The sequence below is a fragment of the Parvularcula sp. LCG005 genome, from assembly GCF_032930845.1.
Lineage (GTDB): Bacteria > Pseudomonadota > Alphaproteobacteria > Caulobacterales > Parvularculaceae > Parvularcula.
In genome coordinates this window covers 1,426,623-1,450,367 of the sequence record NZ_CP136758.1, presented here as the reverse complement: position 1 = coordinate 1,450,367, position 23,745 = coordinate 1,426,623, and the positions used below count along the sequence as shown (strand labels likewise).

Here is a 23,745-nt window from a genome sequence, read left to right as displayed (position 1 = left end):
GCCCTACTCACAATTATTTAGGCGACGTTCTTCTTTTCATTCATGAACGGATAGTCGGTATAGCCATGGGCACCGCCGCCATAAAAAGTGTCCTGATCCGGCGTATTGAGGGACGCGCCCGCAGCGAACCGTTCGGCCAGATCCGGATTGGCGATATAGGGGCGACCATAGGCAATCGCATCGGCGCGGCCCTTCCCGATGGTTGAGGCGCCATCATCAGCACCATAACCGCCATTCGAAATGAAGGGGCCATTCCAGTGCGCTTGAAGACGGGTCAGGAGCGCTTCTTCTGATGGATTGATGGGCATTCCCGGGAACCGCTCGACGACGTGCAGATAGGCCAGACCCAGAGGATTGAGCCGATCGATTGCCGTCGTGAAGACCTTTTCAGTATCCGTGCTGGAAACGTCGTTGAACTTGCCGGTCGGGGACAGGCGCAACCCCGTACGTCCGGCGCCTATCGCATCGACAACAGCCGTCACCACTTCCATCAGGAAACGGACGCGCTTCTCAGGGTTGCCGCCATAGCTGTCGGTCCGCGGGTTTGATGATTCCTGCAAAAACTGGTCGATCAGGTAGCCATTTGCACCGTGAACCTCGACCCCGTCAAAGCCCGCTTCCATCGCGCATTTGGCTGCATGGACATAGTCTCGCACGACGCCCCGAATGTCGGTCGGTGTGAGAGCGCGAGGCTTGGAGGTCGGCTCAAATCCGTTCTCCGTGAATGTCATCGTCTCAGCGGCGATGTCGCTGGCGCTGACGGGCGCCTTGCCGCCTTCCTGCAATGAGGTGTGACTGATCCGGCCAACGTGCCACAGCTGACAGACGATCTTGCCGCCCTCTGCGTGAACCGCGTCGGTAATCTCCTTCCAGGCAGCAATATGCTTGGGCGTATAGATACCGGGCGTGTCCTTGTAGCCTTTGCCCTGGGCGCTGATCTGTGTGGCTTCTGTGATGATCAGACCCGCACCAGCGCGCTGGCGGTAATACTCAATGGCCATCTTGGCCGGCGTGCCATCTGCGTGGGACCGGTTGCGGGTCAGAGGGGCCATGAGAACCCGATTTTTCGCTTTGATATCGCCAAAGGCGATCGGCTCGAAAAGCGGTTTCAGGTCAGAATTTTTCGGGGATAGAGACATGATAGCTCCTTGGAAGTCGAAGATGACTTCCAAGGAGATAGGAAGCGAAAATTAGCTGTCCATCCTGCGGAACGAAATGATTTTGGTTGGCTTGCGTGGCGGCTCACCTTTTTCGATAGCGTGCACATGCTCCATGCCTTCAACCACACGACCCCAGGCCGTATACTGATTGTCGAGGAAGCTGGCGTCGTCGAGGCAGATGAAGAACTGGCTCGATGCTGAATTTGGATCCTGAGCGCGGGCCATAGAGCACACGCCTTCGACGTGTGATACATCGTTGAATTCCGCCGGGATATTCTCATCCGCGCCGCCCATGCCGGTGCCATTCGGGCAACCGCCCTGGGCCATGAAGCCGTCAATGACGCGGTGGAAGGTCAGATCGTCGTAGAAGCCGTCCTCGGCCAGACGCGTGATTTGCTCGACGTGTTTTGGCGCCTTGTCATCGAATGTCTCGATGACAACGTCGCCGGTTTCCAATTGGAGTTTCAGTTTTGTCATTCAGGTAGCTCACCATTGATTCGGACCGGCACGTCGATACCGCACATGTCTTTTACATAGCCGTCAGGGCGCATGGCTCTGCGGGCAACGAGATAGTCCTTGAACGCCTCTGAACCGGGATCGAGATATTCGACCGTTTCCTGCTCAGAAGCCGGAATGTCCGCCATGACGCGCATGCGGACGATGGGGGTTGGACGCACAGGCGGCTCACCGCGGCTGATGCGTCGGGCATTGAAATAGCCATCCACGACCTTACCCCAGACCGTATAGCCCTGATCGAGACCGTTACGGCTGTCGCCGAACATCACGAAAAACTGGCTGTCGGCGCTGTTGGGATCACCGGCGCGTGCCATGGACATCACGCCCTGGCAGTGCAGACCCCAAAGGGCATAGTCATTCTGGGCAAGAAATTTGGGCAAGGTCGGCGACTGGGTGCCCACTGGCACGGTCCCGACAAAGCCCACGGCGGCTGCGCGGTCATCGCGGCCGATCATGTGCTTGTTAGCAATGGTTGTCGCTTCGCGAACGAACTCCCCTTCGACATTGCCGAGTTCAGAGCCGCCTTTACCGGTGCCGGTCGGGTCACCGCCCTGCGCCATGAAGCCATCAATGACGCGGTGGAAGGTCACGCCGTCGTAGAAACCCTCACGGGTCAACGCCTTGATTCGTTGGACATGTTTGGGCGCCAGATCGGGCCGCATTTCAATGACCATCGGGCCGGATGGCAATTCCATGACCAGCAGATTTTCTGGTTCGATCGTGACCCAGTCCTGTGCCGGAGCCTCTTCGAGAATAGTTGCCGGCGATTTTGGTGCATTGGCCGTCGGGGCCGGTTGCGCCACTGCCGTGCCGACCAATGACGCGGCCAGCAAGCCTGCTTTCAGCATGATCATGGATAGTACGCCCTCTTCACTGATCCGAGTTTTGACAGGGATAGCCGTTTTGACCCCAAGGGGAAAGGCGGAACAGGGTTAAGGGATGGAGAGGCGCCCCGGAGCGCCAGTGGGGGAGGAGACGGGAGTCAGACCTGCCGCTCCGGGGCCATGCTGGGGAACGAGCAGGTGGTTTTCCCCAGCAATTCTGTCATCAGGCCGCCACGGACCGTAGGGTTTGGATCGACGGTTGGTCCATCGCCGCCGGGCTGGCCTGGCGGATCGGCAATCTGATGTGAAAACAGGCCCCCTCGCCTGGCGTGCCGGTAGCCCAGATCTCACCCCGATGGGTGTCGACCACTGTCTTGCAGAGGGCCAGACCGATGCCGGTGCCTGAGATTTCATCTTTGCGATGCAGACGTTTGAATATTTCGAAGATCATGCTGGCGTATTTCTGTTCGAAACCGAGGCCTTTATCCGCGACGCGCAATTCGACAGAGAGGTCCGTGTAGACGGTGTCGATTGTCAGCTCGACCTTGTCACCACGGCGATATTTGATCGCGTTCGACACAAGGTTCTGGATCAGCATGGTCAGCAGTTTGGGATCGGCCTCAATAGTGCCGAGGTCGCCCACCGTGAGCTCCGAGGAGAGCGCGTCGAGCTGACCTCGATGGTGGTCGAGAGCATTCTCAACGACGGCATTGAGAGATGTGCTGTGCCAGTCTGGTTTCAGCTCCCGGACGCGGCTGAACTCCAGCACGTCAACAACGATACCGCGGGCCCTTCGCGCCTGTTCTCCCAGCTGCTGAAGGCATCTGTCCAGTTCTTCGGGCGACATCTCATCACGCTCCTCCTCAAGCATGTCCGTCAGAATCGAGATAATCCGTACAGGTTCCTGGATGTCATGGGCAGCGGCAAAAGCGAATCTGTTGAGCATGGAATTGACCTCTGCCATTGCGGTCGCATTCTTGTGCTGCAGGCAGGCTGTGGCCTGCTGACGCCGAACCTCCCGTTTCATCTCCAATATGCGGGACAGCGCAATCTGGCGCGGATGAATCTCGATTGATACGAGTGGTTCCTCGCTGGCGGGTGTGATGCGCACGAACTCATAGGCCGCCTGCGGACAGCGCAGATTGATGTCCTCCGCTGGCCGATAGACCAATCGCCGATTGCTGCAGCACGCCCGCTGGATCATCGCATTGATGCGTTTGTCATTGCGCAATTGCTCCGCCAGAACATGGCGGAATTCAGTCAGGTGTTCCTTGGACGTCGTTTCCGGACAGGGAAACCCGAAGTGATGACGCGCTACCCGGTTGGCTGCGACGATGTTAGCGAGGTGATCGACAACAATGATCGCATTGGCTGCATTTTCAAAAGCGGTTTCGGCAGCATGGGTCCGGCTCATGACGCTAACTCCTCGGGTAGCTTGGTCAGGTCTTCAAAGTACTCATCGCCTTGGTCGCCGTACTGTATCGCTCGCGGGTCGCTGTCGTCGAGAAAGATGACGACTTCACAATGGCCATCACCCGCGGCAATCGTCCGGTTCAGGACAACTTTGGCATAGCCATTGTTGTCAGCGGTCAGTCGGCCGAAGACGGATGATGTGATCTGGCATAGTGAATCTCGCCGGGCGCCATGCTCCATAAAGGGGCACCGCCCATTGCGGAGGATGATCCGCCGCTGGTCGATGTCGACCACCTCAAACGCGCCATTGATGCGCGTCTGCAGGTCCACGAGCGCAGCGGCGATCTGGCCTGAATCCAGCCGCGATACATCGAGCGCCGTACGATAGTCGTCACTCATTTTTTCACCGACTTCGGCGCCGACAAGGGTCAAGAACCCTTTTGATTCCTCGATGCCGATAAAATCCTGGAGCGTGCCAGCAAGTTTGCCGACCAGTGTGGCCAGGAATTCCTCCCTGTCGTGATTGACGACAATATCAGCAAACCGCTCAATGTTCTGATTGATTTGGTTTTCCATGTCTCTCCCCTGCTGTTGGTGTATCAAAGAAGTGGTTTGGCCTTCTCGGATCCGTTGATGATGGATGGCAAAGGGCGGCCCTGCGCGACGGCCGTCACGACCTGATCAAGCGCGCCCTTCAGCTTGGACAGGCTGCTCGGCTTGACGAGATAGGCCGCGGCCAATGTTTCCAGCGCCAGCTCGATATCAGCACCCCTGCAAGATGATGAGACCATGACCACGGGAATCTGGTGGTCATTGATGACATTGCCCATGCGGCCCAGAACTTCGAATCCATCCATGCCAGGCATCGAAATGTCGAGCAGGATCAGGTCTGGTGTCTGACTATCAGTGAAAAGCGCCCGCAAGGCCTCCTGCCCGCTTGTAAATGAGCGAACCTGTGTGACCGAGCCGTGTTTGCCGAGACAATCGGCGATAAGGCGACGGTCAAAATCATCATCATCCACCGTGATGATGGAAAGCGGCTTGCTGGCCAGAAATTCCGTGAGAGGAATTTTGTGATGTGTATCGCTCGGCGCCGACGCCGAAAAGCCCGATGGAATGGCAAGTTGCGCGTGCATGGGGAACCTCCATTTTGTACTGATGTCTACGCGGCACAGAAAAATCGTTGGGGGATCGGTGTATTGGTCCGGACAGACCGGCACAGCTCATTCAGTGTACGGCGAAGCTGGCTCATTCTAGGCGGCTTCACGATGTAGGTCTTCGCATTGCGCAGGACGGCGCGGTGATAGTCCGTGCCGCTGCCTGACGTTGACAGGATGGCGATCTTGCATGACCGCGATGAGTTCTCTTCATAATGATGAATGAAACCAAAGCCGTCGATCCGCGGCATGTTCAGATCGAGCAGAATCAGGTCTGGTTTGAACTGACTGGTCAGCAGGATCTCAAGGGCTTCCTGGCCATCCCTCGCCCGCATGTAGTCGGCGACGTCCGGACAGGAATCGAGACATGCCGAGATCGTGAATGCGTCCGCATCACTATCATCCACGACCAACACATTTAAAGACTTCGCTACCATGATGACGGCGTCCTCACTCCTCTAGAGGTTGTACTGTCATCATGAATGCATCCCGGGCGTGAACATTCAGTTTACGATGGGGCGAGAATTTTTGACCGTTGCCAAAAATTGCAAAACGCTCGGCGAGATACCGATAAACATCCAAGCCACTGGCAATATTGAGTAATTTCAGGCGAGAATTAAGCTTGGTCTTTGTGCCGATAATATTGCGCTAACCATCTTATGGTGAACGGCAGCGAGAAATTGATTTCGGCCGGGCATAGATTTTACAACCTTTGCGCGAGCGAATCCGCCACGTCAGACGAAATAATGCGGCCTCAGAGCACTGTGCCTGACTGAAAAGTTCCGTGAGGGAATGATCCGCTGGCCCGAAATCAGCTGTATTTTGCGATCAGTTTCGGGACCACACTGGGCGGCAGGAAGTCATCGATCTTCCCGCCCAGCCGCGCAATTTCCTTGACCAGCTTCGATGCAATGGCCTGATATTGGGGATCGGCCATCAAGAAGACGGTCTCAATTTCGTCGTTGAGGAACGAGTTCATGCCGACCATCTGGAATTCATATTCGAAGTCAGACACAGCCCGCAGGCCGCGAATGATCATGGTGACGCCTTTCTTCTCGGCGAAGGACATGAGCAGGTCATCGAACGGCTCGACCGTGACAGCGGCACGAGCACCCTCGTCGAATTCCGCAACCGCGTCCTTGATCATGTCCACCCGCTCATCAAGGGAGAAGAGCGGGCGTTTCTGTTCGTTGATCGCAACGCCGATGACCAGGTGATCGACCAGCTTCGCCGCCCGGCGGATGATATCCGTGTGCCCCTTGGTAATGGGATCAAACGTTCCGGGATAGAGGCCGACGATCTTGGTCATTTACTCAGCTCCCTCGTCGCCAACCTCGATCTCATCAGAGGTCTCGGACTCCGGCACATGCTCGACCGAGACAACATGCTCGCCCTCGCGGGTGGTGATGACCTTCACGCCTTGGGTGTTGCGTCCAGCGATGCGGATGTCGGCCACCGGAGTGCGGATCAGCTGTCCGCCATCGGTGACCAGCATGATCTCGTCATTGTGATCGACCGGGAAGGCGGCTGTCACCTTGCCGTTTCGCTCATTGGCGACGATGCCGATGATGCCCTTCCCGCCTCGGCCGGAGACACGATATTCGAAGGACGATGAGCGCTTGCCATAGCCGTTCTCGGTGACAGTCAGAATGAACTGCTCTGCCGCCTCAAATTGCGCAAAGCGTTCGTCGGTCATGTCAACGTCGACGGTCTCCTCGTCCATGTCAGAGCCTTCGGTCTCGCCCTCCCCTTTGGCGCGACGCAGGGCCGCCGCGCGCTTCAGATAGGATTTCGATTCCTCGGATGTCGTATCGAAGTGATGCAGGATCGCCATGGAGATCACCCGGTCAGCGCCGAGCTTGCCGCCTTCGGCAAGGCGAACACCGCGTACACCGGTAGACGTCCGACCACTGAACACCCGTACCGCATCCACGGGGAAGCGGATGGCCATACCGTGCGCTGTGGTCAGCATGATGTCGTTATCTTCGCGCGCCACTTCTACATCGACCAGAACATCGCCTTCGTCGAGCTTCATGGCGATCTTGCCGGCCTTATTCACATTCGTGAAGTCGCTGAGATTGTTGCGTCGAACGTTGCCGGACGCCGTTGCGAAGATGATATCCATCTTCGCCCACTCTTTCTCGTCCGTCGGCAGCGGCAGGATGTTGGTCACCCGCTCTTCCTGATCCAGCGGCAAGAGATTGATGAACGCCTTGCCCCGGGCCGTCGGCGCGCCTTCTGGCAGGCGCCAGAGCTTGAGCTTGTAGGCCATGCCCTTGTCCGTGAAGAAAAGGAGCGGCGTGTGCGTGTTGCCGACAAAGATCTGGGAAATGAAATCTTCGTCCTTCATCGCCATGCCGGAGCGGCCTTTGCCGCCGCGCCGTTGTGCACGATAGGTGTCGAGCGCGGTTCGCTTCACATAACCGCCGTGGGTGACCGTCACGACCATGTCTTCCTGGGCGATCAGGTCTTCGTCTTCCATCTCCACGGCGTCGATGAAGTCCGACCGGCGCGGGTTCGCAAATTCGTCCCGGTACGTCGTCAGCTCGTCCTTGATGATGGTCATGACGCGGTCGCGATTGCGCAGGATGTCGAGATAGTCCTCGATCTTGTCGGCCAGAGACTTCAGCTCATCACCGATTTCATCGCGGCCCAGGCCGGTCAGGCGTTGCAGGCGCAGATCGAGAATGGCTTTTGCCTGGGTTTCCGACAGGCGCAGCGTACCGTCGGACTTCAGCGTGTGACGCGGATCGGCCACCAGCGCGACCATTGGCGCAAGATCCTTGGCCGGCCAGTCGCGGTCCATCAGCTGTTCCTTGGCAACAGCGGGGTTCGGCGCATGGCGGATCAGTTTCACCACGTCATCGATGTTGGCAACGGCGATGGCGAGACCAGCGAGGACGTGGGCGCGATCGCGCGCCTTGTTCAGTTCGAACTTTGTCCGCTTGGTGATGACCTCTTCACGGAAGCGGATGAAGCTAACCAGCACGCTCTTCAGCGTCATCTGCTCTGGGCGTCCGGCGTTCAGCGCCAGCATGTTGTAAGCGAACGACGTCTGGAGTGGGCTCTGCTTGTAGAGATTGTTCAGCACCACCTCGGCATTGGCGTCACGCTTCAGCTCGATCACCACGCGGATACCGTGACGATCGGACTCGTCGCGCAGATCGGCGATGCCCTCAACTTTTTTCTCGCGAACAAGGCCGGCAATCCGCTCCACCATGGACGCCTTGTTCACCTGATACGGCACTTCGGTGACGATGATGGCGTAGCGGTCCTTGCGAATCTCTTCGATATAGGTCCGGCCGCGCATGACAACGGAGCCGCGGCCCGTCAGCAGCGCCTGGCGCGCGCCGGAACGTCCAAGAATTGACGCACCCGTGGGGAAGTCAGGGCCCGGAACAATCTCCAGCAGTTCGATATCGGTCGTTTGCGGCTCATCGATCAGCTTGACCGTAGCATTGATGATCTCGCCAAGATTGTGCGGCGGAATGTTCGTTGCCATGCCGACAGCAATGCCGCCAGCACCATTGACGAGGAGGTTGGGGAATTTGGCAGGCAGGACGACGGGCTCACTTTTTGAGCCGTCATAGTTCTCCTGCTTGTCGACGGTTTCCTTGTCGATGTCTTCCAGAAGCGCCGTGGCCGACTTGGCCATCCGGACTTCCGTGTAACGCATGGCCGCCGGCGGATCGCCATCGATGGAGCCGAAATTCCCCTGCCCGTCGAGGAGTGGCAGGCGCATCGCAAAGGGCTGCGCCATCCGGACAAGAGCGTCATAGATCGCTGAGTCGCCGTGAGGGTGGTACTTACCCATCACGTCACCGACGACGTTTGCCGACTTCTTGTAGGGCTTGTTCCACTCAAAGCCGTTTTCGTGCATCGACCACAGGATGCGCCGGTGAACCGGCTTCAGCCCGTCCCGTGCATCGGGAATGGCCCGGCTGACAATGACCGACATGGCGTAGTCGAGATAGGACCGCTCCATCTCTTCCGTGATGGAAATCGGGCTGATACCCGGCGGCAGGCCGGCGCCCACGCCGCCGGAAGGAGCGCCTGTGTCATTATTTTCTTCTGGAGTGTCGTCGGATTGGTCGTCAGCCACGCTGTGCCCTATGTCTTCGTCAGAATCATTGGCTTCCGGTGTAGCATTTGATGCGCCCGAAGGCCAAGGCAAACCCAAAGGAGAAGACCCCATGAAACAGCTTTTCTGCACTATTCCAGCCGTTTTGGCCCTCGTTGCCTGTGGCGGCAGCAATGCAGCCGACGAAAAGACGATGGATCATCACGGTGACCACGCCGCGAGCCTGACCGCGCCGCCTGCGGGTTCCGATGCCGATGTGGCCGTCATTGGTACAGACGGCAGTGAGATTGGCCGCGCCATCGTAGCTGGCGGGCCAAATGGCCTTCTCATCCGCGTCGATGTGTCCGGCCTGTCCGAAGGCTTTCACGGTATCCACCTGCACCAGGTGGGTGACTGTTCCGACTTCGCCGAAGGGTTCAAATTGTCGGGCAGCCACATCAATCCGGACGGCAATGCCCACGGCCTGATGAACGCTGACGGCTATGAGAAAGCCGACCTGCCTAACGTCTACGCGCATCATTCCGGTCATGCCCGGGCCGAGCTGTTCGTGGGCGGTCTGATGCTCGAAGACGCCATGGATGAGGACGGTTTCGCGCTCGTCGTTCACGAGAACGAAGACGATCATCAGACCCAGCCCATCGGCGGCGCTGGCGCGCGCAAGGGCTGCGCTGCGTTCAAGTAAATTCGCCTTCTCCACTGCGCGTCACCCGCGGCGCGCAGTGGCACTTACCCCGCAAGGACTGAAAAGCCGTACCGGGATCAACGCCGCCAAGCTAAAAACAGTCCACCAACAGGCACCGCTCTCTGCCCCAATTGTGCCGCAATAAGCAGTGTGAGATGGTCTCCTTCAGAATGGGGAGATGTTTGTCATGTTCATGCTTGGTGCGTTGATGCTTGCGACCCTCGGGGGAGAGCCCGGTCCATGGATTGAGGGGCGGACCGGAACGGACTGTCACCTCAATGGAGAGGTCGGGTGTGTCTACACCCTGATTGATGTGACGCCGCCTCTGACGGCGGTCATGACGATTTGCGGCCCTGAAACCGATGGGGCGCTCGAAATGGTTGTGAGGGAAGACAGTGTCACCATTCCGACCGATCCGATACCGGAGGACCACTGCCTGACGGTATCAGGTGCGCGCCTCATGATGCGCAGTGTCAGTGAAGAGCCCCTGCCCTATTTGTACCGGATCGATGCAGTCCTGACATCAGGGCGATAGCCCAATGGCCGAAAACAAGACCGTTCCCACAGGTCAGTCCGTGGACGCCTTTATCGAAGCCATCGACCATGCGGCGCGACGTGCTGATGCAATGATCCTTCGCGAGATGATGGAACGGATCAGCGGCTGTCCCGCACAAATGTGGGGGCCGTCCATTATCGGGTTTGATCAGTATTACTACAAATACGACAGTGGACGTGAGGGCGATTTGTTCATCGTGGGTTTTAACCCACGCCAGACCAAGATCTCGCTCCATTTCATGCCGGGCCATGGCACCTATGAGGAGATCGTCAGGCGACTCGGCAAGCACAAATCCGCCGTTTCCTGCCTCTACGTGAACAAGCTCGCAGACGTGGACATGGCGGTGCTGGAAGAACTGGTCGCCACCTGCGTCACGACCATGCGAGAGCGTTACGACTGTATCGGTCCCGGCGAATCATCATCACCGGCATAGGGCGCGCGCATAGGGACCGTATCCTCTTCGTCGAGGGGCGCAGCCCGGGGATCAAGCGCATAGATCGTTGGTGAGGTCCGCGGCACGGCGACATACGGCTCCTGTACTGGCGGCGCAGCACGCTGCGTCATCCGGTACAGGCAGAACCCTGCGAGCAGCACATAGACAAAGGCAATCCAGCTGAAGAGCATGTCATTGCCGAGCCAGGACATGATCGTCGGGGCAATGACCGAGCCGACAATGGCGGCCAGACCGTACAGCATGAGCAGCCCGCCATTGACCTGGACGCCGGAGCCGGGTTCGGCGTGGTCATTGGCATGGGCAACGGCCAGTCCGAAATTGGGCAGGGCAAAGACGCCAAATGCCATGGCATTGATGATCAGCATTGTCTGGGACGTTTGCGCCGACAGCATCATCAATCCCGCCGACAAAGCTGCACCGATAGAGGCCCCTACCAGCACGCGGCGCCGGTCAATGCGATCGGAGATATAACCGATGGGCCACTGGGCCAACGCCCCCCCCAGAATGATCGCGCCGATAAACGCGCCAACCGCCCCTGCCTGGTACCCAAAGCTCGTGACAAAGACGGCGCCCATCGCCCAGTAGGCCGAAGCGGTCATCCCGACGCCGACCGCGCCTGCGAATGCGACGGGCGATACGCGCCAGATCCTTGCCAGATCGAGCTTGGGTCGCGAGGGGGCGACCGGCGCTTCAACCGGGGTCAGCGCGACAGGGACCAGCGCCAGCGACAGCCCGACCGACAGCACGGCAAAGACGATGAAGTTCTCCATGTTGAACAGAGCGATGGACAACTGTGCGATGGTCACGGCGGTAAAGTCCGTAATCCGATAGATCGACAGGATCTGACCACGGGTTTGGTTAGTCGCCTTGTCGTTGAGCCAGCTCTCCAGAATCATCTGTAGTGCAGCGAAGCAGAAACCCGTGACGATCCGCAGGACCAGCCACGGAATAGGACTGATAAACATCGCATGCATAATCGCGGCGGCGGACGCGACGGAGGCAAACGCCGTGAAGGCGCGAATATGCCCGACATTACCAATGAAGCGCGGCGCGAATCGGCAACCGGCGATAAAGCCGATAAAATAGGCGGAATGCAGTAGGCCGATAATGGCGTCCGGGAACCCCTCGCTGATGCCGCGCAGCGCCAGCACCGTGCTCTGCAGGCCATTGGCGCTGAGCAGCATGGCGGCTGCAATCAGCAGCGGCCACAATGAGAGAACGATTCGCATGTGTGGGCCTTAGTCGTCTCGCGCTGGGGAGGAAAGGCCTGTCCCCGCTATCTGTGCGGAATGTCAGGCAGTGGGCGATGCACTGGCGACTTTGCAGTGCCCTCCTTCGCGCGTAGTCTTGCCTGAAGAACTCGGAAAACCGGCACCATGACAAAGCCCTCACTTCTCGTCAGCGCATGCCTGCTTGGCCAGCCTGTCCGGCATGATGGTGGGGACAAGTTCCTCGCCCACAAGGCGCTGGAGCGGTGGCGCGGCGAGGGGCGCCTGGTGTCTATCTGCCCTGAATTGGCAGGTGGTTTGCCCGTACCGCGCCCGCCAGCAGAGATCGACACCGGCTTTTCCGGCGGCGATGTGCTGGCTGACCGTGCGGCTGTCAGGGATCATCAGGGACGCGACCTGTCTGACGCCTTCATCGGCGGGGCCATGGCGGCGGTCGATCTGGCCAAGGAAAAGGGATGCGCCTTTGCCTTGCTGAAAGAAAGCAGCCCGTCTTGCGGTGTGCTGACGATTCACGCAGGCCATTTTGACGGCACCAAGAGCCCGGGACAGGGCGTGACCGCCGCCCTCCTCCGCCGTCACGGCGTTGCCGTTTTCAGCGATGAACAGATCGATGATCTGATCATCCTGATGGACAGTTGAGAAACGGTGTCATAAGGTCGACTTACCTATAGCGCATCGATTTATATTTATGTGTCAAATTGCGAAAGCGGTTCAATCGCTTTAAATCCACGCGTGCTAGTAAAATTTAAGTGGTGATTAAAATTTTTCATCGAATCAGATGGATCGATATTCGCGTGATTTAACGCCAAAAATGTTTCCTGCACGAACTGAACTGACAAAATAGGGGTCGTTTCTTGGTGGCCGGTTGATTTGTCTAACATAACAGTAGTGCACGTCACATAGACTTCAGTCTGCGGCAGAATAGCGAAGAGATGCCCAGCTATTTTAATTGCTGCGCTACAGACATAGTCTTGGTAAAGCGCGTTAAACTCTTTAACGGGCATCTTTGTTTCAGATAATTTGCCGCTTTGTAGCTGCCTACGCCGTACCTTCGGAATGATCTCATCGGTATGCACCTCAACGACGGCATGAACCTGGCTGTTTGTAATCTTGAAATTAATAACTTTCCCAGTGAGCGACGCAGATGTCATCGACGACTGAAATTCTTCAATCACCTCGCGCATCGCTTCCGGTTCTCCCTGGAGAACTCTTTTCGCTAGGTCGGTTTCTGATTGCCATTCACCTAGCGTAGATTCATATTGGACCATTGCATTTTTGAAATCCTGATCATCCCTGACAGGAGCATTGTTTAAATCATTTTGCAGTTTAAGTCTCTTTGCTTCGGCCTGTCCCAAGATCTTGCGCAATAGAGTGGGCTTATAATTCGTCAGTTTTTTTTGTGCATAATCTCGGTGAAAATTCATTGGCCGCGGCTCAACGGGCGGACTGCTGTTAGCTATTTTTAGCCAATCAATATTATTGGTCGCGCAGACATGTAGCGTGGTCAACTCATTGATGTATTCTTGCAAATCGTCGACCGCTGCTTCGGCAGCGGAAATTATTTGATCTTTGAGCGCTGCTTTTTGACGACGCTGCGCATCACGTTTGGCAGCTTTTACAGCTGCATTAAATGACCGAAGGTTCCCTCGCCATCCCATTCAATTTTCCTACCAGTCGATCAATCCCGGCTTCACCATACAACGTGAACGTGTTCTCGCAATCCACATAGCCAGTTGTTTGTTACGGCGTGACGATTGGCAGGATCGACGGCGCTTCTTCGACGAACGGGTGCGCGGCAAGTGCCTGCTTGACCGCTTTGGCCGCGGACGCACGGCACGGGTGAGTCACAATAGTGACCGATGCGCCTTTTTTGCGGCTTGGCGGCTGGCGCAGGCTTTCGATGGAAATGTGCTGGGCCGCCAGCGCCTCGGCCACTGCAGCCAGCGCGCCGGGCTCATCTTTCAGCAGTACGCGGAAGAAATAAGGGTTTTCGATCTCATCCACTGACATATAGTCGAGCTTGCCCAGCAGATTGGCCTTGGCGGCGTAGACAGGCCCAATGCTGCCCCGGGCGATATCGCAAAGGTCGGCGGCAACGGCAGAAGCGGTTGCCCCGGCGCCAGCGCCCGGACCGTTGAAACCCAGACGGCCCAGCGGCTCTGCATCAACGATAATGACGTTTTCTGAGCCCATGGCCTTGGCGAAGGAATGCGCCTCAGGAACCAGCGCGGGCGTCACCCGCAGGGCAACCTTGCCGTCCTTCAGGACCGCTTCGGCCAGAAGCTTGATCGCCATGTTCAACTTTTTGGCGGCCGCAACGTCGCCTTCAGTGATGCCACGAATGCCTTCACAGGACACGGCGCTCATCGGTATCGCCGCGTCAAAAGCAAGGCAGGCGAGGATGACAAGTTTATGGGCCGCGTCGATACCGTCCACATCGAAGGTCGGGTCTGCCTCGGCGTAACCTAACTTCTGCGCTTCGAGCAGAACGTCGTCGAAAGCCCGTCCGTCTTTCGCCATGGTCGACAGAATGTAGTTGCAGGTGCCGTTCAGAATGCCGCTCACGGCTTTGACCGTACACGCCGCAACGCCATCGCGGATCCCGCGGACAACCGGCGTGCCGCCAGCGACGGCTGCTTCAAATTTCAGCGCGACGCCTTTTTCCTCGGCGAGGCGCGCAAGCTGAGGGCCATGTTCGGCGATCAGTGCCTTGTTCGCGGTGACGACCGGCTTGCCCGCTTCGAGGGCAGCAATCACGGCGGCCTTGGCCATGCCATCGGCGCCGCCGATCAACTCGACAAAGATGTCTGTTTCCGGATCAGTTGCCAGTTCTACCGGATCATCGAACCAGCGATAGGACTCGATGGAAGGCTCGCGCTTGGTGGAGCGATTGCGGGCGGACACGCCGGCAATGTCGAAATCAATTCCCTGACGCGTAAAGCGGCGGTCTTCCACCAGGAGAGAAAGAAGGCCCTGGCCCACTGTGCCAAGCCCGGCAATGCTGACTTTGATCGACGACAAGGACCCCGTCCTCCCATGCTCAAGATTGGAGGCCGTCCTAGCGGGCTCGCCATGGGACGCAAGGTCTCGCTACCGCAATTCTTCTGCGCGGTCCGCCAGTGATCCTTCGGCTTCGGCGAGAGCACGATCATGGGCGATGCGCGCCTTCAGGGCCTCGACCCGGGCGGCGAGCGCAGCATCATCGGCGCGCTGGCGCTGAATGGCGATCTCTTCTTCCGTCTGCGCTGCTGCAGCAATCAGCGCCTGTTGCGACGCAGCACGCTGTGCGGGCGTGGCCAGATCATCTGGAGCTGTACGAACGTCGCGAATGTCAGGGAAGCCCCGGCCGCGTCCCTCCGCTGCGCGTTCTTCAATGCGCTGCTCAATGACCGGATTGACGACCGACGCGCTGTCCGGGCCGGCGGGCTCTGAAGTTGAGGCACACGCAGTCACAGTCATGGACAGGGCAAGAATTGATACCAAATACCGCATAAGAGCCTCGCATACCGGCGCCGAACAGCTGTAGTTGATTCACCAACGGCCACGGCGCGCTGACAACGGACTACGCCAGGCGGGGGCAAAAAGGCAAGGAACACAGGCTATGGCTGACGACGCAAAACCGGCAACACGCAAGACCGCAGTGAAGCGCAAATCGACTGCGGCACCGCAAGCCAAGGCTCCTGCGCGCAAGACGGCGGCCAAAAAGACGAGTGCCAAGGCGGCAGTGAAGACTGCTGCGAAGAAGACCGCCCAACCGGCAGCGCCCTCCCGAAAGACAGCGGCTAAAAAGACCGCAGGCAGTGCGAGCACAAAGGCGTCCACCAAGTCTGCGCCGAAAAAGAAGACAGCATCCGCCAAAGCCCAACCGGCGACCCGCACGGCCGCGAAAAGTGATCTGAAGGCGACGCCGTCGCCGACGGCATTCGAGCAGGCCTTCGCCATTCCTGAAAGTCGGCCCATGCCGAAATCCGAATCGCCTGCCCGGCCCGCCGCTTCCACCGACAGCGGGAAGAAAGCCGAGCCGCCGATCTATACGGACATGGCGCGCTTTGCGCAGTACATGGCAGACATCAACGTCCGTACGCGCGATATCATGAACGATGTCGCTCAGCGACGCGCGGAGATGGGGCGCCGCGGTGCGGAAACGGTAGCTGACCCGCTGAATATTGCCGAGGCCGGGACGGAAGTTGTCAATGCGCTGAACGCCAAGCCGCTCAAGCTGTTGCAGATGCAGATTGGTCTGTGGGATGAGTTCAGCCGCCTGTACCAATCAGCCTTTGAGCGGATGACGGGCGCCGCCGCTGACCCGGTGGCGCAGCCAAAGCCGGGCGATCGACGCTTCCAGCACAAGGCCTGGGAAGAAAATCCGATGCTTGATTTTATCAAGCAGTCCTACCTTATTTTCAGCCACTGGGTCGATACGACGATCCAGAATGCCGAAGGCGTTGACGCCGCTACAAAACGCCGGGCTTTCTTCCATGCAGACCAGATCCTTTCGGCCATGTCGCCGTCCAATGTTCCTGGCCTGAATCCTGACGTTGTCGATGAGACCATCGCGACCCAAGGGGCGAACTGGGTCAACGGCATGAAGAACTTCATGGAGGATCTGGAACGCGGTCATGGTGAGCTGGCGATCAAGCAGACCGATCTTGATTTCTTCAAGGTCGGCGAAAACATCGCCACGACGCCGGGCAAGGTCGTTTACGAGAACGAGATCCTACAGCTGATCCAATATAATCCGACGACGGAGACGGTGGCCGAACGGCCGATGATCATTTTCCCGCCGTGGATCAACAAGTTCTATATTCTCGATCTGCAGCCCGAAAATTCATTCATCCGTTGGCTGATCGATCAGGGTCGGACAGTCTTTGTTGTATCTTGGGTCAATCCGGGCCCTGCCCTGCGCAACAAATCCTTCCCCGACTATATGCGCGAGGGTGTGTTTGAAGCGCTCGCCGCTGCAGAGCGGGCGACCGGCATCGATGAGTTCGATACGATCGGATATTGCATTGGCGGCACGCTGTTGTCGGTGTCTCTCGCCTATATGGCCCATCACGGCGACCATCGGGTGAAGTCAGCAACCCTGTTCACTGCGCAAAGCGACTTCAAGGAATCCGGTGATCTCCTGCTTTTCGTTGATGAGCGCCAATTGGCCAATATGGAAAAGCAGATGGATGCCGCGGGCGGTGTGCTCGAGGGGTCAGCCATGGCCCGTACGTTCAATATGCTGCGGCCGAACGACATGATCTGGTCTGCCTTCGTCGACAATTATTACCTGGGTAAAGAGGCGAAGAAGTTCGACCTTCTGTACTGGAATGCCGATGCGACGCGGATGACCAAGGCATGCCATCTGTTCTACCTGCGCAAATTCTATCTCGAAAACAGCCTGGCGAAGGGCGAACTTGAGATCGAAGGGACACCGATTGACCTGTCCGAGGTCAAGATCCCGATGTTCATGCAGGCCGGTGAGAAAGATCATATAGCGCCGTATAACTCAGTGTACCGCAGCGCGCGGCTGTTTGGCGGCGAAGTTGAATACATGCTTGCCGGATCCGGCCATATTGCCGGTGTCATCAATCATCCTGACCGCAAGAAGTATCACTACAGTACCAATACATCCCTGCCCGCGACGGTTGAAGAATGGATGGCGGGCGCCTCACGGCATGACCACTCCTGGTGGCCATACTGGATCAAATGGCTGAACGGCCTGGGCAATGAACAGGTGCCGGCGCGCGTGCCGGGCGATGGTGATCTGAGCGTGATTGAGGATGCCCCTGGCACCTATGTCCGCGTGCGGTGCGATTGATGTAGTTTCCGCTGCGGCGGCGTGGCGCAAATGTCACGCTCTTCACTGAATGTCGTGTTCGTGCATTTGTCCTTAACGTCCGCCGATGTCGTTAACCTTTCGTTAACCACGTCTGCGCCTACACTATATCCTCAAAGGCTACATTTTACCGACCAGTGAGGGGTGGGACAGGCAATGGCAGCGGATCAATCCATGACGCGCGAGATTTACCAGCGTTTGGGCGACAGTGATTATCGGCGCCGGATGGCGGCGGAGCGGGTATTTCGTGAGCTGAGAAAAGGCGAGTCCACTCGGGACACGACCAGCCGCACCGTAACGGTCCTGCCGCATCTTTCTCCTACCTTGCGCTAACACCGCACGGGTCAGTCCAGCGGAATAAATTCTTCGTGGTCATGGGGCGGCAGGGTGAACCAGCCACTTTCCCAGTTTTCCTGCTTCCAGGCCGCCTTGGCTTCTTCAATACGGTTTTTGTCTGACGAAACGAAATTCCACCAGATATGCCGTGGTCCGTCTGCCACTGCGCCGCCCAAGATCATGAAATGCGCGCCGGCTTCACCGGCTTCGACCGTAACGTGGGCACCTTGCCTGAATATGGCCATCTGCCCCGGCTCAAAACGATCGTTCCCGACACTGAGGGACCCAGAAAGAACGTACACGGCGCGGTCTTCATGGTCCTGTGGCAAGGGCAACCTCGCCCCTGCGGTCAGGCGGGCATCGACGTAAAGCGTATCAGAATAGGTCGTAACCGGAACTTCCGCTCCATATGCATGCCCCAGGACCACGCGAAGGTCGATACCGCGATCGTTCAGGTGGGGCAGATCGCTTTGGGGGGCATGAATGAAGGCCGGATCGATTTCCTCGCTGGCCTTTGGCAGTGCCAGCCATGTCTGCAGTCCTGATAATCCATGCGTGCCATTCCGCATGTCCTGCGGTGTGCGTTCCGAGTGCGTGATGCCCTTGCCAGCGACCATCCAGTTCACGGCGCCAGGACGAATATCCTGCGTCGTGCCCAGACTGTCCCGATGCCGGATCACCCCGTCAAAGAGATAGGTGATCGTCGCCAGGCCAATATGCGGGTGCGGCCGAACATCGATGGCATGACCCGGCTTGAAGACGGCCGGTCCCATTTCGTCGAAGAAAATGAAAGGCCCCACCATCTGCCGGGTCTTACCGGGCAGCGCGCGCTTGACCTCAAACCCGCCGAGGTCCCTGCCTCTTGGCACCAGAACCGTCTCGACATTATCGGGTGAGTCCGGATGCGTCTCTGGTAATTCAAGGCGTTGCGTCATCGGGCGCTCCTCATTCTTTTCGGTCCGGTTATAAAACCGAAACCCGCAAAGAAGAGCTAGGCCACTGAGCGCAAAAGACCCGTGCGGTGTCCTCAGGCGCGGTTGCCGGACAATCTGGCCTTTGCCTTTTTCGAACCGATCCGTGCGAACATTGTGGCCATTTCCGGACCATGGGACTGCCCGGTCAGGGCAAGGCGCAGTGGCATGAAAAGCTGCTTGCCCTTGCGGCCGGTGGCTTCCTTGACGGCATTGGTGAGCTTTGACCAATCGTCTTCCGTGATCGTCCCTTCAGGCACGGCGGCGGCGGCGGCATCGGTCGCCTCACGGTCCTCTGGCGCAATCACTGGGTCAATCTCGCCCTCGACAATGGAACGCCATTGGGCAGCGTCGTTCAGTGTCGTGATGTTCCCGCGCACAGCCAGCCAGAGCTGTTCATCAACACCCATGGCCGAAAGCCGATCCTCAACATCCGCATAGTCTGTCATTTGCAGAATTTTGGCGTTGAGCTGCATCAGCTCATCCATGTCAAAGCGCGCCGGCGCGCGGCCCATGCGGTCAAAACTGAAGCCATCAGCCAGCTTGGACAGGTCCGTCACCGCCTCTACCGGATCAGACGTGCCAAGACGCGCCAGAAGACTGGTGATAGCCGCCGGTTCGATCCCCTGCTCTCGCATGCCCTCGATGGACAGTGAGCCAAGGCGTTTCGAGAGCGCTTCGCCTTCCTTGCCGACCAGCAGCGAATGGTGACCAAACGCAGGCAGCGTACCCTCGCCGCGATAGGCCATGACGGCCTTGAAGACCTCGATCTGGGTGGCCGTGTTGGTCACGTGATCCTCACCGCGGACCACATGGGTGATCGCGAAGTCCACATCATCGATGCAGGACGGCAGCGTGTAGAGATACTGTCCATCTTCGCGGATGAGCACCGGATCGGACACGCTGGCAGTATCGACACTGGTGTCGCCACGGATAAGGTCCGTCCACTGAACGACCTCGCGACTGAGCTTGAAGCGCCAATGCGGCTCGCGGCCTTCGGCACGATATTTTTCGCGATCGGCCTCGCTCAGGGAGAGCGCTGCCCGATCATAGACCGGGGGCAATCCGCGAGCCCGCTGCAGCTTGCGTTTGCGGTCGAGCTCTTCGGGCGTTTCGAAACACGGATAAAGGTAGCCTTCAGCGCGCAGATATTCCGAGACGTCGTCATAGACCTTGAAGCGTTCAGACTGCCGCGCAAATTCGTGATGGGTCAGGCCCAGCCACGCGAGGTCGGTCTGGATGCCTTTTTCAAAAGCCTCGGTGCTGCGCGCCTGATCGGTGTCGTCAGAGCGAAGCAGGAACACGCCATCATTCTTGTGCGCGAACAGCCAGTTCAGCAGCGCGGCGCGAATGTTCCCGACATGCAGTTTGCCGGTGGGCGAAGGGGCGAAGCGGACTTTGACCGTCATGCAGACTCTCGAATTCATTAGCGAAGGAGCCGCTTAGCGGCCCCCATCGCTCAGTGCAAACGGCGTTTGTCGTTCGGCGTCTTAGCTGTCCAGTGAGGCCAGGATCCGGGTCCGCAAGGCGCGAATGCGCGCCGCATTGGCCCCCACATCAGAGCCACCCACGCGGGATTTTGAGCGGATGTCGATGATCGAGCCCTCTCCATTGGCACGAATGCGAATGATCACGTCATCCTTGAACCCGAACCAGCGCGTTGTTGCGGTCCCTTCGATAGTTCCGGCGGCCTTGTCGGACGCTGCGATTGCCAGCCCCTCATCTTTCGCCGCCTTGAGCGCAGCCTCGAATGCCTCATCAGGAGATGCAGCGACTTCAATCGGCACGAGATCAGGATAGGCCTCCAGCTGGCGGTCAGTCTGCCCCGCATCATAAGCTGCCGGGTTCATGCCCTCGGTCCGCATCGGCGCGGTCGCCACAAACGCCGGGGGATCCTCAACATCAGTCGTGATGTCGTGAATGGGCGGCACCTGGCTCGCCGTCTTTTTCATCTGGACCGGACCGGCGGCCATGGCGAGCGACCCGAGGGCCGCAATCACCGCCACGAGACCGAGGCCCGCGCGCTTGGAGATAAACGACAGGACGGCAACGACGAGGAGGACGACCCCGCCGACCATCAACGCCGGAACGAGCCAGCCGAGGCTTTGGAAAATGGTGCCAAGCTCAACCTGACCGGCGCGGTATCCCCACGTCATGCCGCCATAAATGGCGGCCGGTACAACACCGGCAATCAAAAGTATCCGCAGCAAATTTGCCATGAATGGTCATCCCCATAGGCGCCGAAATGTCTCGGCTGCGGGATGTTAATCACGAAATGCTGGCGGATACCATGCGGCGTTGCCTCACCGGTCAGCCGGTGATCGGATTGGACGACGAGACGAGACCCCGAATGTCCTCATCGCTCCGCCCGTTATCGGCGGTGCAGCTCATCTCCCCATCAGGATTCACGCTCAGTTTGAGGTAGTTCGCGCTATTCTTTGACAGCCGACCACAGACACCCGGACGCCATGGAGAAATCTGGTCTTTCTCGGCCTGACGGCGCTCGATCTCAGACATTGTGTAGGGCTGCGGGATCACAAAACGCAGATTGTCATAGCGGATACAGGTCTTCTTGCCGGGTTCCAGCACGACCTCACGCCATTTTTTGGCACCGCTGAAATACCGCTCAGCCACTGAAATCCAGACTGCTTCGTCGGTCGAGCCGTCATGTTCGAAACAGACGACAGCGTCGTCCTTTACATCATCAGCGGCCTCAGGTGCGGCTGCGACTAGCGCCATACTTAACAGGATAGACTGGATCATGGTGGTCTCCTCTTCCATTGCTCATCTTTATCGATAATCAACAAATGGGAGAAGCGCCGGCAAGTTACAAGACCTATAGACTGGTAACATCGCGCAGAGCGCTTTACGTCGACGGGCCAAGGACCAATTCGCTTGAAAGGGAACCTGACGATAATGGATGCAGAATGGTGGCGCGGCGGCGTAATTTATCAGATCTATCCTCGCAGTTTTTTCGATTCCAATAATGATGGCGTTGGCGACCTCGGCGGGGTCGCTGCCAAACTCGACTATATCAAAAATCTTGGCGTCGACGGCATATGGCTGTCGCCATTCTTCCCCTCACCGATGAAAGATTTCGGATATGACGTCAGTCATTATCGCGATGTCGACCCTATTTTCGGGAGTGTCATGGATTTCGACCATCTGGTCGACCGGGTCCATGGTGCCGGTATGCGGATCATCATCGATCAGGTTTATTCGCACACCTCCGATAAGCACCCCTGGTTTGAGGAGAGCCGCCTGTCGCGGGACAACTCCAAATCTGACTGGTATGTCTGGGCGAACGCAAAGCCTGATGGTGGACCGCCGAACAACTGGATTTCGCTCTTTGGCGGCCAGGCCTGGTCATGGGACACGCGGCGCAAGCAGTATTACATGCATAACTTCCTGTCCGAACAGCCTGACCTGAACTTCCACTGCGAGGAAGTCCAACAGGCTATTCTGGAGGTCGCAGACTGGTGGCTGGAGCGCGGCGTTGACGGATTCCGGCTGGATGTTGCCAACTTCTATTATTGCGACCGGGAGCTGCGGGATAATCCGCCCAAACGTGCTGAGGGTGGCTACCATCGTCCCTACACGCACCAGCAGCACCTCTATGATCGGTCACAGCCAGAAAACCTCGTCTTCCTTGGCAAACTGAGAAAGCTCGTCGATCAATATCCGGACCGCATGACCGTGGCGGAAATCGGCAGCGACAGCTATGTCCAGCGGAGCATGGAGTATACGTCGCCACAACATCTCCACACGGCATATAATTTCCTGTTCCTCGAGAATGCGCCTCTGACGCCGCGCCTGATCCGGTCGGCGTTCGAGGACTGGAGCAGTGATGACGCCTGGCCAAGCTGGTCATTCTCCAATCACGATGTCATTCGGGTCCGCGACCGCTGGGGCGGACAGGATGCTAGCATCGAATTTGCAGAGATGCTGCTCGGCCTTCTGATGACCCTGCGAGGGACAATCTTCCTGTATCAGGGTGAGGAATTGGGGCTGCCTCAGGCCTATGTTCCCTTTGACAAACTTCAAGACCCTGAGGGTATTCGGTTCTGGCCCGAAAGTCTCGGCCGTGACGGCTGCCGTACGCCCATCCCATGGCGCACCGGCGTGCAGAATGCAGGATTTTCGTCAGCCGAGCCCTGGTTGCCGGTTGATCCGCGTCATGAGGAAATTTCGGTTGAATATCAGGAGCAGTTTGAGGATTCGACGCTCAACAAGACGCGGCAATTCATCGAAGTCCGGTCGGAAAACCCCGCCCTCCGCCTCGGCACGATTCGATTCCTGGACGTACCGGACCCGGCCATCGCATTCTTCCGCGAGCACGAAAACGACATCATTCTGTGCATCTTCAATCTGGAAGACGAAGAAATGGTCTTTGACATACCGCAGATCGGGACCGTCATCCCCTACGGCCTGCCGGGTATGCTGAATAACCGGACAGTCACGCTTCCGCCATTCGGCGGTATTCTCATCCGGCTGTAGAAAAGAGAGGCGGTGCCGTGAGCTGGCGAGCCCGGCACCGCCCCT

General features: G+C 58.1%; 24 protein-coding genes. 7 read left to right on the top strand and 17 right to left on the bottom strand.

Going from position 1 to position 23,745, the window contains the following annotated elements; genetic code table 11:
- Positions 1 to 17: 17 nt before the first annotated feature.
- The 9 genes from RUI03_RS06835 to gyrA all read right to left on the bottom strand — a co-directional run bounded on the left by RUI03_RS06835 (position 18) and on the right by gyrA (position 9,106).
- A complete protein-coding gene (locus RUI03_RS06835) occupies positions 18 to 1,139 on the bottom strand; it encodes an alkene reductase (RefSeq protein WP_317289541.1) in 1,122 nt (373 codons plus the stop codon).
- Between the two features lie 51 nt (positions 1,140 to 1,190).
- Complete coding sequence (locus RUI03_RS06830; RefSeq protein ID WP_317289540.1) at positions 1,191 to 1,637, bottom strand: peptidylprolyl isomerase; 447 nt, start codon at positions 1,635 to 1,637, stop codon at positions 1,191 to 1,193.
- The gene (locus RUI03_RS06825) at positions 1,634 to 2,530 is read right to left on the bottom strand and encodes a peptidylprolyl isomerase (RefSeq protein WP_317289539.1); all 897 of its coding nucleotides are present in this window, start codon (positions 2,528 to 2,530) and stop codon (positions 1,634 to 1,636) included. The genes RUI03_RS06830 and RUI03_RS06825 overlap by 4 nt, the downstream gene beginning before the upstream one ends.
- 193 nt (positions 2,531 to 2,723) lie before the next feature.
- Positions 2,724 to 3,914, bottom strand: coding sequence for a sensor histidine kinase (locus RUI03_RS06820; protein ID WP_317289538.1), 1,191 nt, complete (start codon positions 3,912 to 3,914; stop codon positions 2,724 to 2,726).
- Positions 3,911 to 4,489, bottom strand: a complete 579-nt coding sequence (locus RUI03_RS06815; protein ID WP_317289537.1) for a methanogen output domain 1-containing protein — start codon at positions 4,487 to 4,489, stop codon at positions 3,911 to 3,913. The genes RUI03_RS06820 and RUI03_RS06815 overlap by 4 nt, the downstream gene beginning before the upstream one ends.
- Positions 4,490 to 4,512: 23 nt before the next feature.
- Entirely contained in the window at positions 4,513 to 5,049 is a 537-nt protein-coding gene (locus RUI03_RS06810) for a response regulator (protein ID WP_317289536.1), read from the bottom strand.
- Positions 5,050 to 5,075: 26 nt separating this feature from the next.
- On the bottom strand, positions 5,076 to 5,507 hold the full coding sequence (locus tag RUI03_RS06805) for a response regulator (RefSeq protein ID WP_317289535.1): 432 nt from the start codon (positions 5,505 to 5,507) through the stop codon (positions 5,076 to 5,078).
- 374 nt (positions 5,508 to 5,881) lie between these two features.
- Positions 5,882 to 6,379, bottom strand: a complete 498-nt coding sequence (coaD, locus tag RUI03_RS06800; RefSeq protein ID WP_317289534.1) for a pantetheine-phosphate adenylyltransferase — start codon at positions 6,377 to 6,379, stop codon at positions 5,882 to 5,884.
- Complete coding sequence (gene gyrA / locus RUI03_RS06795; protein ID WP_410795925.1) at positions 6,380 to 9,106, bottom strand: DNA gyrase subunit A; 2,727 nt, start codon at positions 9,104 to 9,106, stop codon at positions 6,380 to 6,382.
- 157 nt (positions 9,107 to 9,263) lie between these two features.
- On the opposite strand from gyrA, the gene RUI03_RS06790 reads away from it, so the two are divergent.
- The 3 genes from RUI03_RS06790 (at position 9,264) to RUI03_RS06780 (ending at position 10,822) form a co-directional block, all read left to right on the top strand.
- The gene (locus RUI03_RS06790) at positions 9,264 to 9,833 is read left to right on the top strand and encodes a superoxide dismutase family protein (RefSeq protein WP_317289532.1); all 570 of its coding nucleotides are present in this window, start codon (positions 9,264 to 9,266) and stop codon (positions 9,831 to 9,833) included.
- A 187-nt stretch (positions 9,834 to 10,020) separates the two neighbouring features.
- Positions 10,021 to 10,368 carry a hypothetical protein gene (locus RUI03_RS06785; protein ID WP_317289531.1) on the top strand — a complete coding sequence of 116 codons (348 nt, stop codon included), beginning with the start codon at positions 10,021 to 10,023 and terminating at the stop codon, positions 10,366 to 10,368.
- A 4-nt stretch (positions 10,369 to 10,372) separates the two neighbouring features.
- On the top strand, positions 10,373 to 10,822 hold the full coding sequence (locus RUI03_RS06780; protein WP_317289530.1) for a DUF1801 domain-containing protein: 450 nt from the start codon (positions 10,373 to 10,375) through the stop codon (positions 10,820 to 10,822).
- On the opposite strand, the gene RUI03_RS06775 is transcribed toward RUI03_RS06780, so the two are convergent.
- On the bottom strand, positions 10,780 to 12,072 hold the full coding sequence (locus RUI03_RS06775; protein ID WP_317289529.1) for an MFS transporter: 1,293 nt from the start codon (positions 12,070 to 12,072) through the stop codon (positions 10,780 to 10,782). The genes RUI03_RS06780 and RUI03_RS06775 overlap by 43 nt on opposite strands.
- A 147-nt stretch (positions 12,073 to 12,219) precedes the next feature.
- On the opposite strand from RUI03_RS06775, the gene RUI03_RS06770 reads away from it, so the two are divergent.
- Entirely contained in the window at positions 12,220 to 12,711 is a 492-nt protein-coding gene (locus RUI03_RS06770; RefSeq protein ID WP_317289528.1) for a DUF523 domain-containing protein, read from the top strand.
- Between the two features lie 47 nt (positions 12,712 to 12,758).
- Here RUI03_RS06770 and RUI03_RS06765 read toward each other — a convergent pair whose 3' ends face one another.
- The 3 genes from RUI03_RS06765 to RUI03_RS06755 all read right to left on the bottom strand — a co-directional run bounded on the left by RUI03_RS06765 (position 12,759) and on the right by RUI03_RS06755 (position 15,564).
- A complete protein-coding gene (locus RUI03_RS06765; protein WP_317289527.1) occupies positions 12,759 to 13,730 on the bottom strand; it encodes a hypothetical protein in 972 nt (323 codons plus the stop codon).
- Between the two features lie 82 nt (positions 13,731 to 13,812).
- Positions 13,813 to 15,093, bottom strand: a complete 1,281-nt coding sequence (locus tag RUI03_RS06760; protein WP_317289526.1) for a homoserine dehydrogenase — start codon at positions 15,091 to 15,093, stop codon at positions 13,813 to 13,815.
- 69 nt (positions 15,094 to 15,162) lie between these two features.
- Entirely contained in the window at positions 15,163 to 15,564 is a 402-nt protein-coding gene (locus tag RUI03_RS06755; protein ID WP_317289525.1) for a hypothetical protein, read from the bottom strand.
- A 109-nt stretch (positions 15,565 to 15,673) separates the two neighbouring features.
- On the opposite strand from RUI03_RS06755, the gene phaC reads away from it, so the two are divergent.
- Entirely contained in the window at positions 15,674 to 17,878 is a 2,205-nt protein-coding gene (phaC, locus tag RUI03_RS06750; RefSeq protein ID WP_317289524.1) for a class I poly(R)-hydroxyalkanoic acid synthase, read from the top strand.
- A 192-nt stretch (positions 17,879 to 18,070) separates the two neighbouring features.
- Positions 18,071 to 18,229 carry a hypothetical protein gene (locus RUI03_RS06745; protein ID WP_317289523.1) on the top strand — a complete coding sequence of 53 codons (159 nt, stop codon included), beginning with the start codon at positions 18,071 to 18,073 and terminating at the stop codon, positions 18,227 to 18,229.
- A gap of 11 nt (positions 18,230 to 18,240) precedes the next feature.
- Here RUI03_RS06745 and RUI03_RS06740 read toward each other — a convergent pair whose 3' ends face one another.
- From RUI03_RS06740 to RUI03_RS06725, 4 genes are all read right to left on the bottom strand, one after another.
- Positions 18,241 to 19,167, bottom strand: coding sequence for a pirin family protein (locus tag RUI03_RS06740; RefSeq protein ID WP_317289522.1), 927 nt, complete (start codon positions 19,165 to 19,167; stop codon positions 18,241 to 18,243).
- Positions 19,168 to 19,259: 92 nt separating this feature from the next.
- On the bottom strand, positions 19,260 to 20,612 hold the full coding sequence (gene gltX / locus RUI03_RS06735; RefSeq protein WP_317289521.1) for a glutamate--tRNA ligase: 1,353 nt from the start codon (positions 20,610 to 20,612) through the stop codon (positions 19,260 to 19,262).
- Between the two features lie 81 nt (positions 20,613 to 20,693).
- A complete protein-coding gene (locus RUI03_RS06730; RefSeq protein WP_317289520.1) occupies positions 20,694 to 21,422 on the bottom strand; it encodes a DUF1499 domain-containing protein in 729 nt (242 codons plus the stop codon).
- A gap of 91 nt (positions 21,423 to 21,513) precedes the next feature.
- Positions 21,514 to 21,966, bottom strand: a complete 453-nt coding sequence (locus RUI03_RS06725; RefSeq protein WP_317289519.1) for a hypothetical protein — start codon at positions 21,964 to 21,966, stop codon at positions 21,514 to 21,516.
- 153 nt (positions 21,967 to 22,119) lie between these two features.
- Between RUI03_RS06725 and RUI03_RS06720 the strand changes: the two genes are divergently transcribed.
- Positions 22,120 to 23,700 carry an alpha-glucosidase family protein gene (locus tag RUI03_RS06720; RefSeq protein WP_317289518.1) on the top strand — a complete coding sequence of 527 codons (1,581 nt, stop codon included), beginning with the start codon at positions 22,120 to 22,122 and terminating at the stop codon, positions 23,698 to 23,700.
- Positions 23,701 to 23,745 lie beyond the last annotated feature (45 nt).

Coding starts and splice junctions, on each gene's coding strand:
- RUI03_RS06830 (WP_317289540.1), bottom strand. CDS start 1,637: ATGACAAAACTGAAACTCCAATTGGAAACCGGCGACGTTGTCATCGAG.
- RUI03_RS06835 (WP_317289541.1), bottom strand. CDS start 1,139: ATGTCTCTATCCCCGAAAAATTCTGACCTGAAACCGCTTTTCGAGCCG.
- RUI03_RS06825 (WP_317289539.1), bottom strand. CDS start 2,530: ATGATCATGCTGAAAGCAGGCTTGCTGGCCGCGTCATTGGTCGGCACG.
- RUI03_RS06720 (WP_317289518.1), top strand. CDS start 22,120: ATGGATGCAGAATGGTGGCGCGGCGGCGTAATTTATCAGATCTATCCT.
- RUI03_RS06790 (WP_317289532.1), top strand. CDS start 9,264: ATGAAACAGCTTTTCTGCACTATTCCAGCCGTTTTGGCCCTCGTTGCC.
- RUI03_RS06770 (WP_317289528.1), top strand. CDS start 12,220: ATGACAAAGCCCTCACTTCTCGTCAGCGCATGCCTGCTTGGCCAGCCT.
- RUI03_RS06810 (WP_317289536.1), bottom strand. CDS start 5,049: ATGCACGCGCAACTTGCCATTCCATCGGGCTTTTCGGCGTCGGCGCCG.
- RUI03_RS06815 (WP_317289537.1), bottom strand. CDS start 4,489: ATGGAAAACCAAATCAATCAGAACATTGAGCGGTTTGCTGATATTGTC.
- RUI03_RS06755 (WP_317289525.1), bottom strand. CDS start 15,564: ATGCGGTATTTGGTATCAATTCTTGCCCTGTCCATGACTGTGACTGCG.
- RUI03_RS06740 (WP_317289522.1), bottom strand. CDS start 19,167: ATGACGCAACGCCTTGAATTACCAGAGACGCATCCGGACTCACCCGAT.
- RUI03_RS06725 (WP_317289519.1), bottom strand. CDS start 21,966: ATGATCCAGTCTATCCTGTTAAGTATGGCGCTAGTCGCAGCCGCACCT.
- RUI03_RS06785 (WP_317289531.1), top strand. CDS start 10,021: ATGTTCATGCTTGGTGCGTTGATGCTTGCGACCCTCGGGGGAGAGCCC.
- coaD (WP_317289534.1), bottom strand. CDS start 6,379: ATGACCAAGATCGTCGGCCTCTATCCCGGAACGTTTGATCCCATTACC.
- RUI03_RS06765 (WP_317289527.1), bottom strand. CDS start 13,730: ATGGGATGGCGAGGGAACCTTCGGTCATTTAATGCAGCTGTAAAAGCT.
- gltX (WP_317289521.1), bottom strand. CDS start 20,612: ATGACGGTCAAAGTCCGCTTCGCCCCTTCGCCCACCGGCAAACTGCAT.
- RUI03_RS06730 (WP_317289520.1), bottom strand. CDS start 21,422: ATGGCAAATTTGCTGCGGATACTTTTGATTGCCGGTGTTGTACCGGCC.
- RUI03_RS06805 (WP_317289535.1), bottom strand. CDS start 5,507: ATGGTAGCGAAGTCTTTAAATGTGTTGGTCGTGGATGATAGTGATGCG.
- RUI03_RS06820 (WP_317289538.1), bottom strand. CDS start 3,914: ATGAGCCGGACCCATGCTGCCGAAACCGCTTTTGAAAATGCAGCCAAT.
- RUI03_RS06775 (WP_317289529.1), bottom strand. CDS start 12,072: ATGCGAATCGTTCTCTCATTGTGGCCGCTGCTGATTGCAGCCGCCATG.
- RUI03_RS06780 (WP_317289530.1), top strand. CDS start 10,373: ATGGCCGAAAACAAGACCGTTCCCACAGGTCAGTCCGTGGACGCCTTT.
- RUI03_RS06745 (WP_317289523.1), top strand. CDS start 18,071: ATGACGCGCGAGATTTACCAGCGTTTGGGCGACAGTGATTATCGGCGC.
- phaC (WP_317289524.1), top strand. CDS start 15,674: ATGGCTGACGACGCAAAACCGGCAACACGCAAGACCGCAGTGAAGCGC.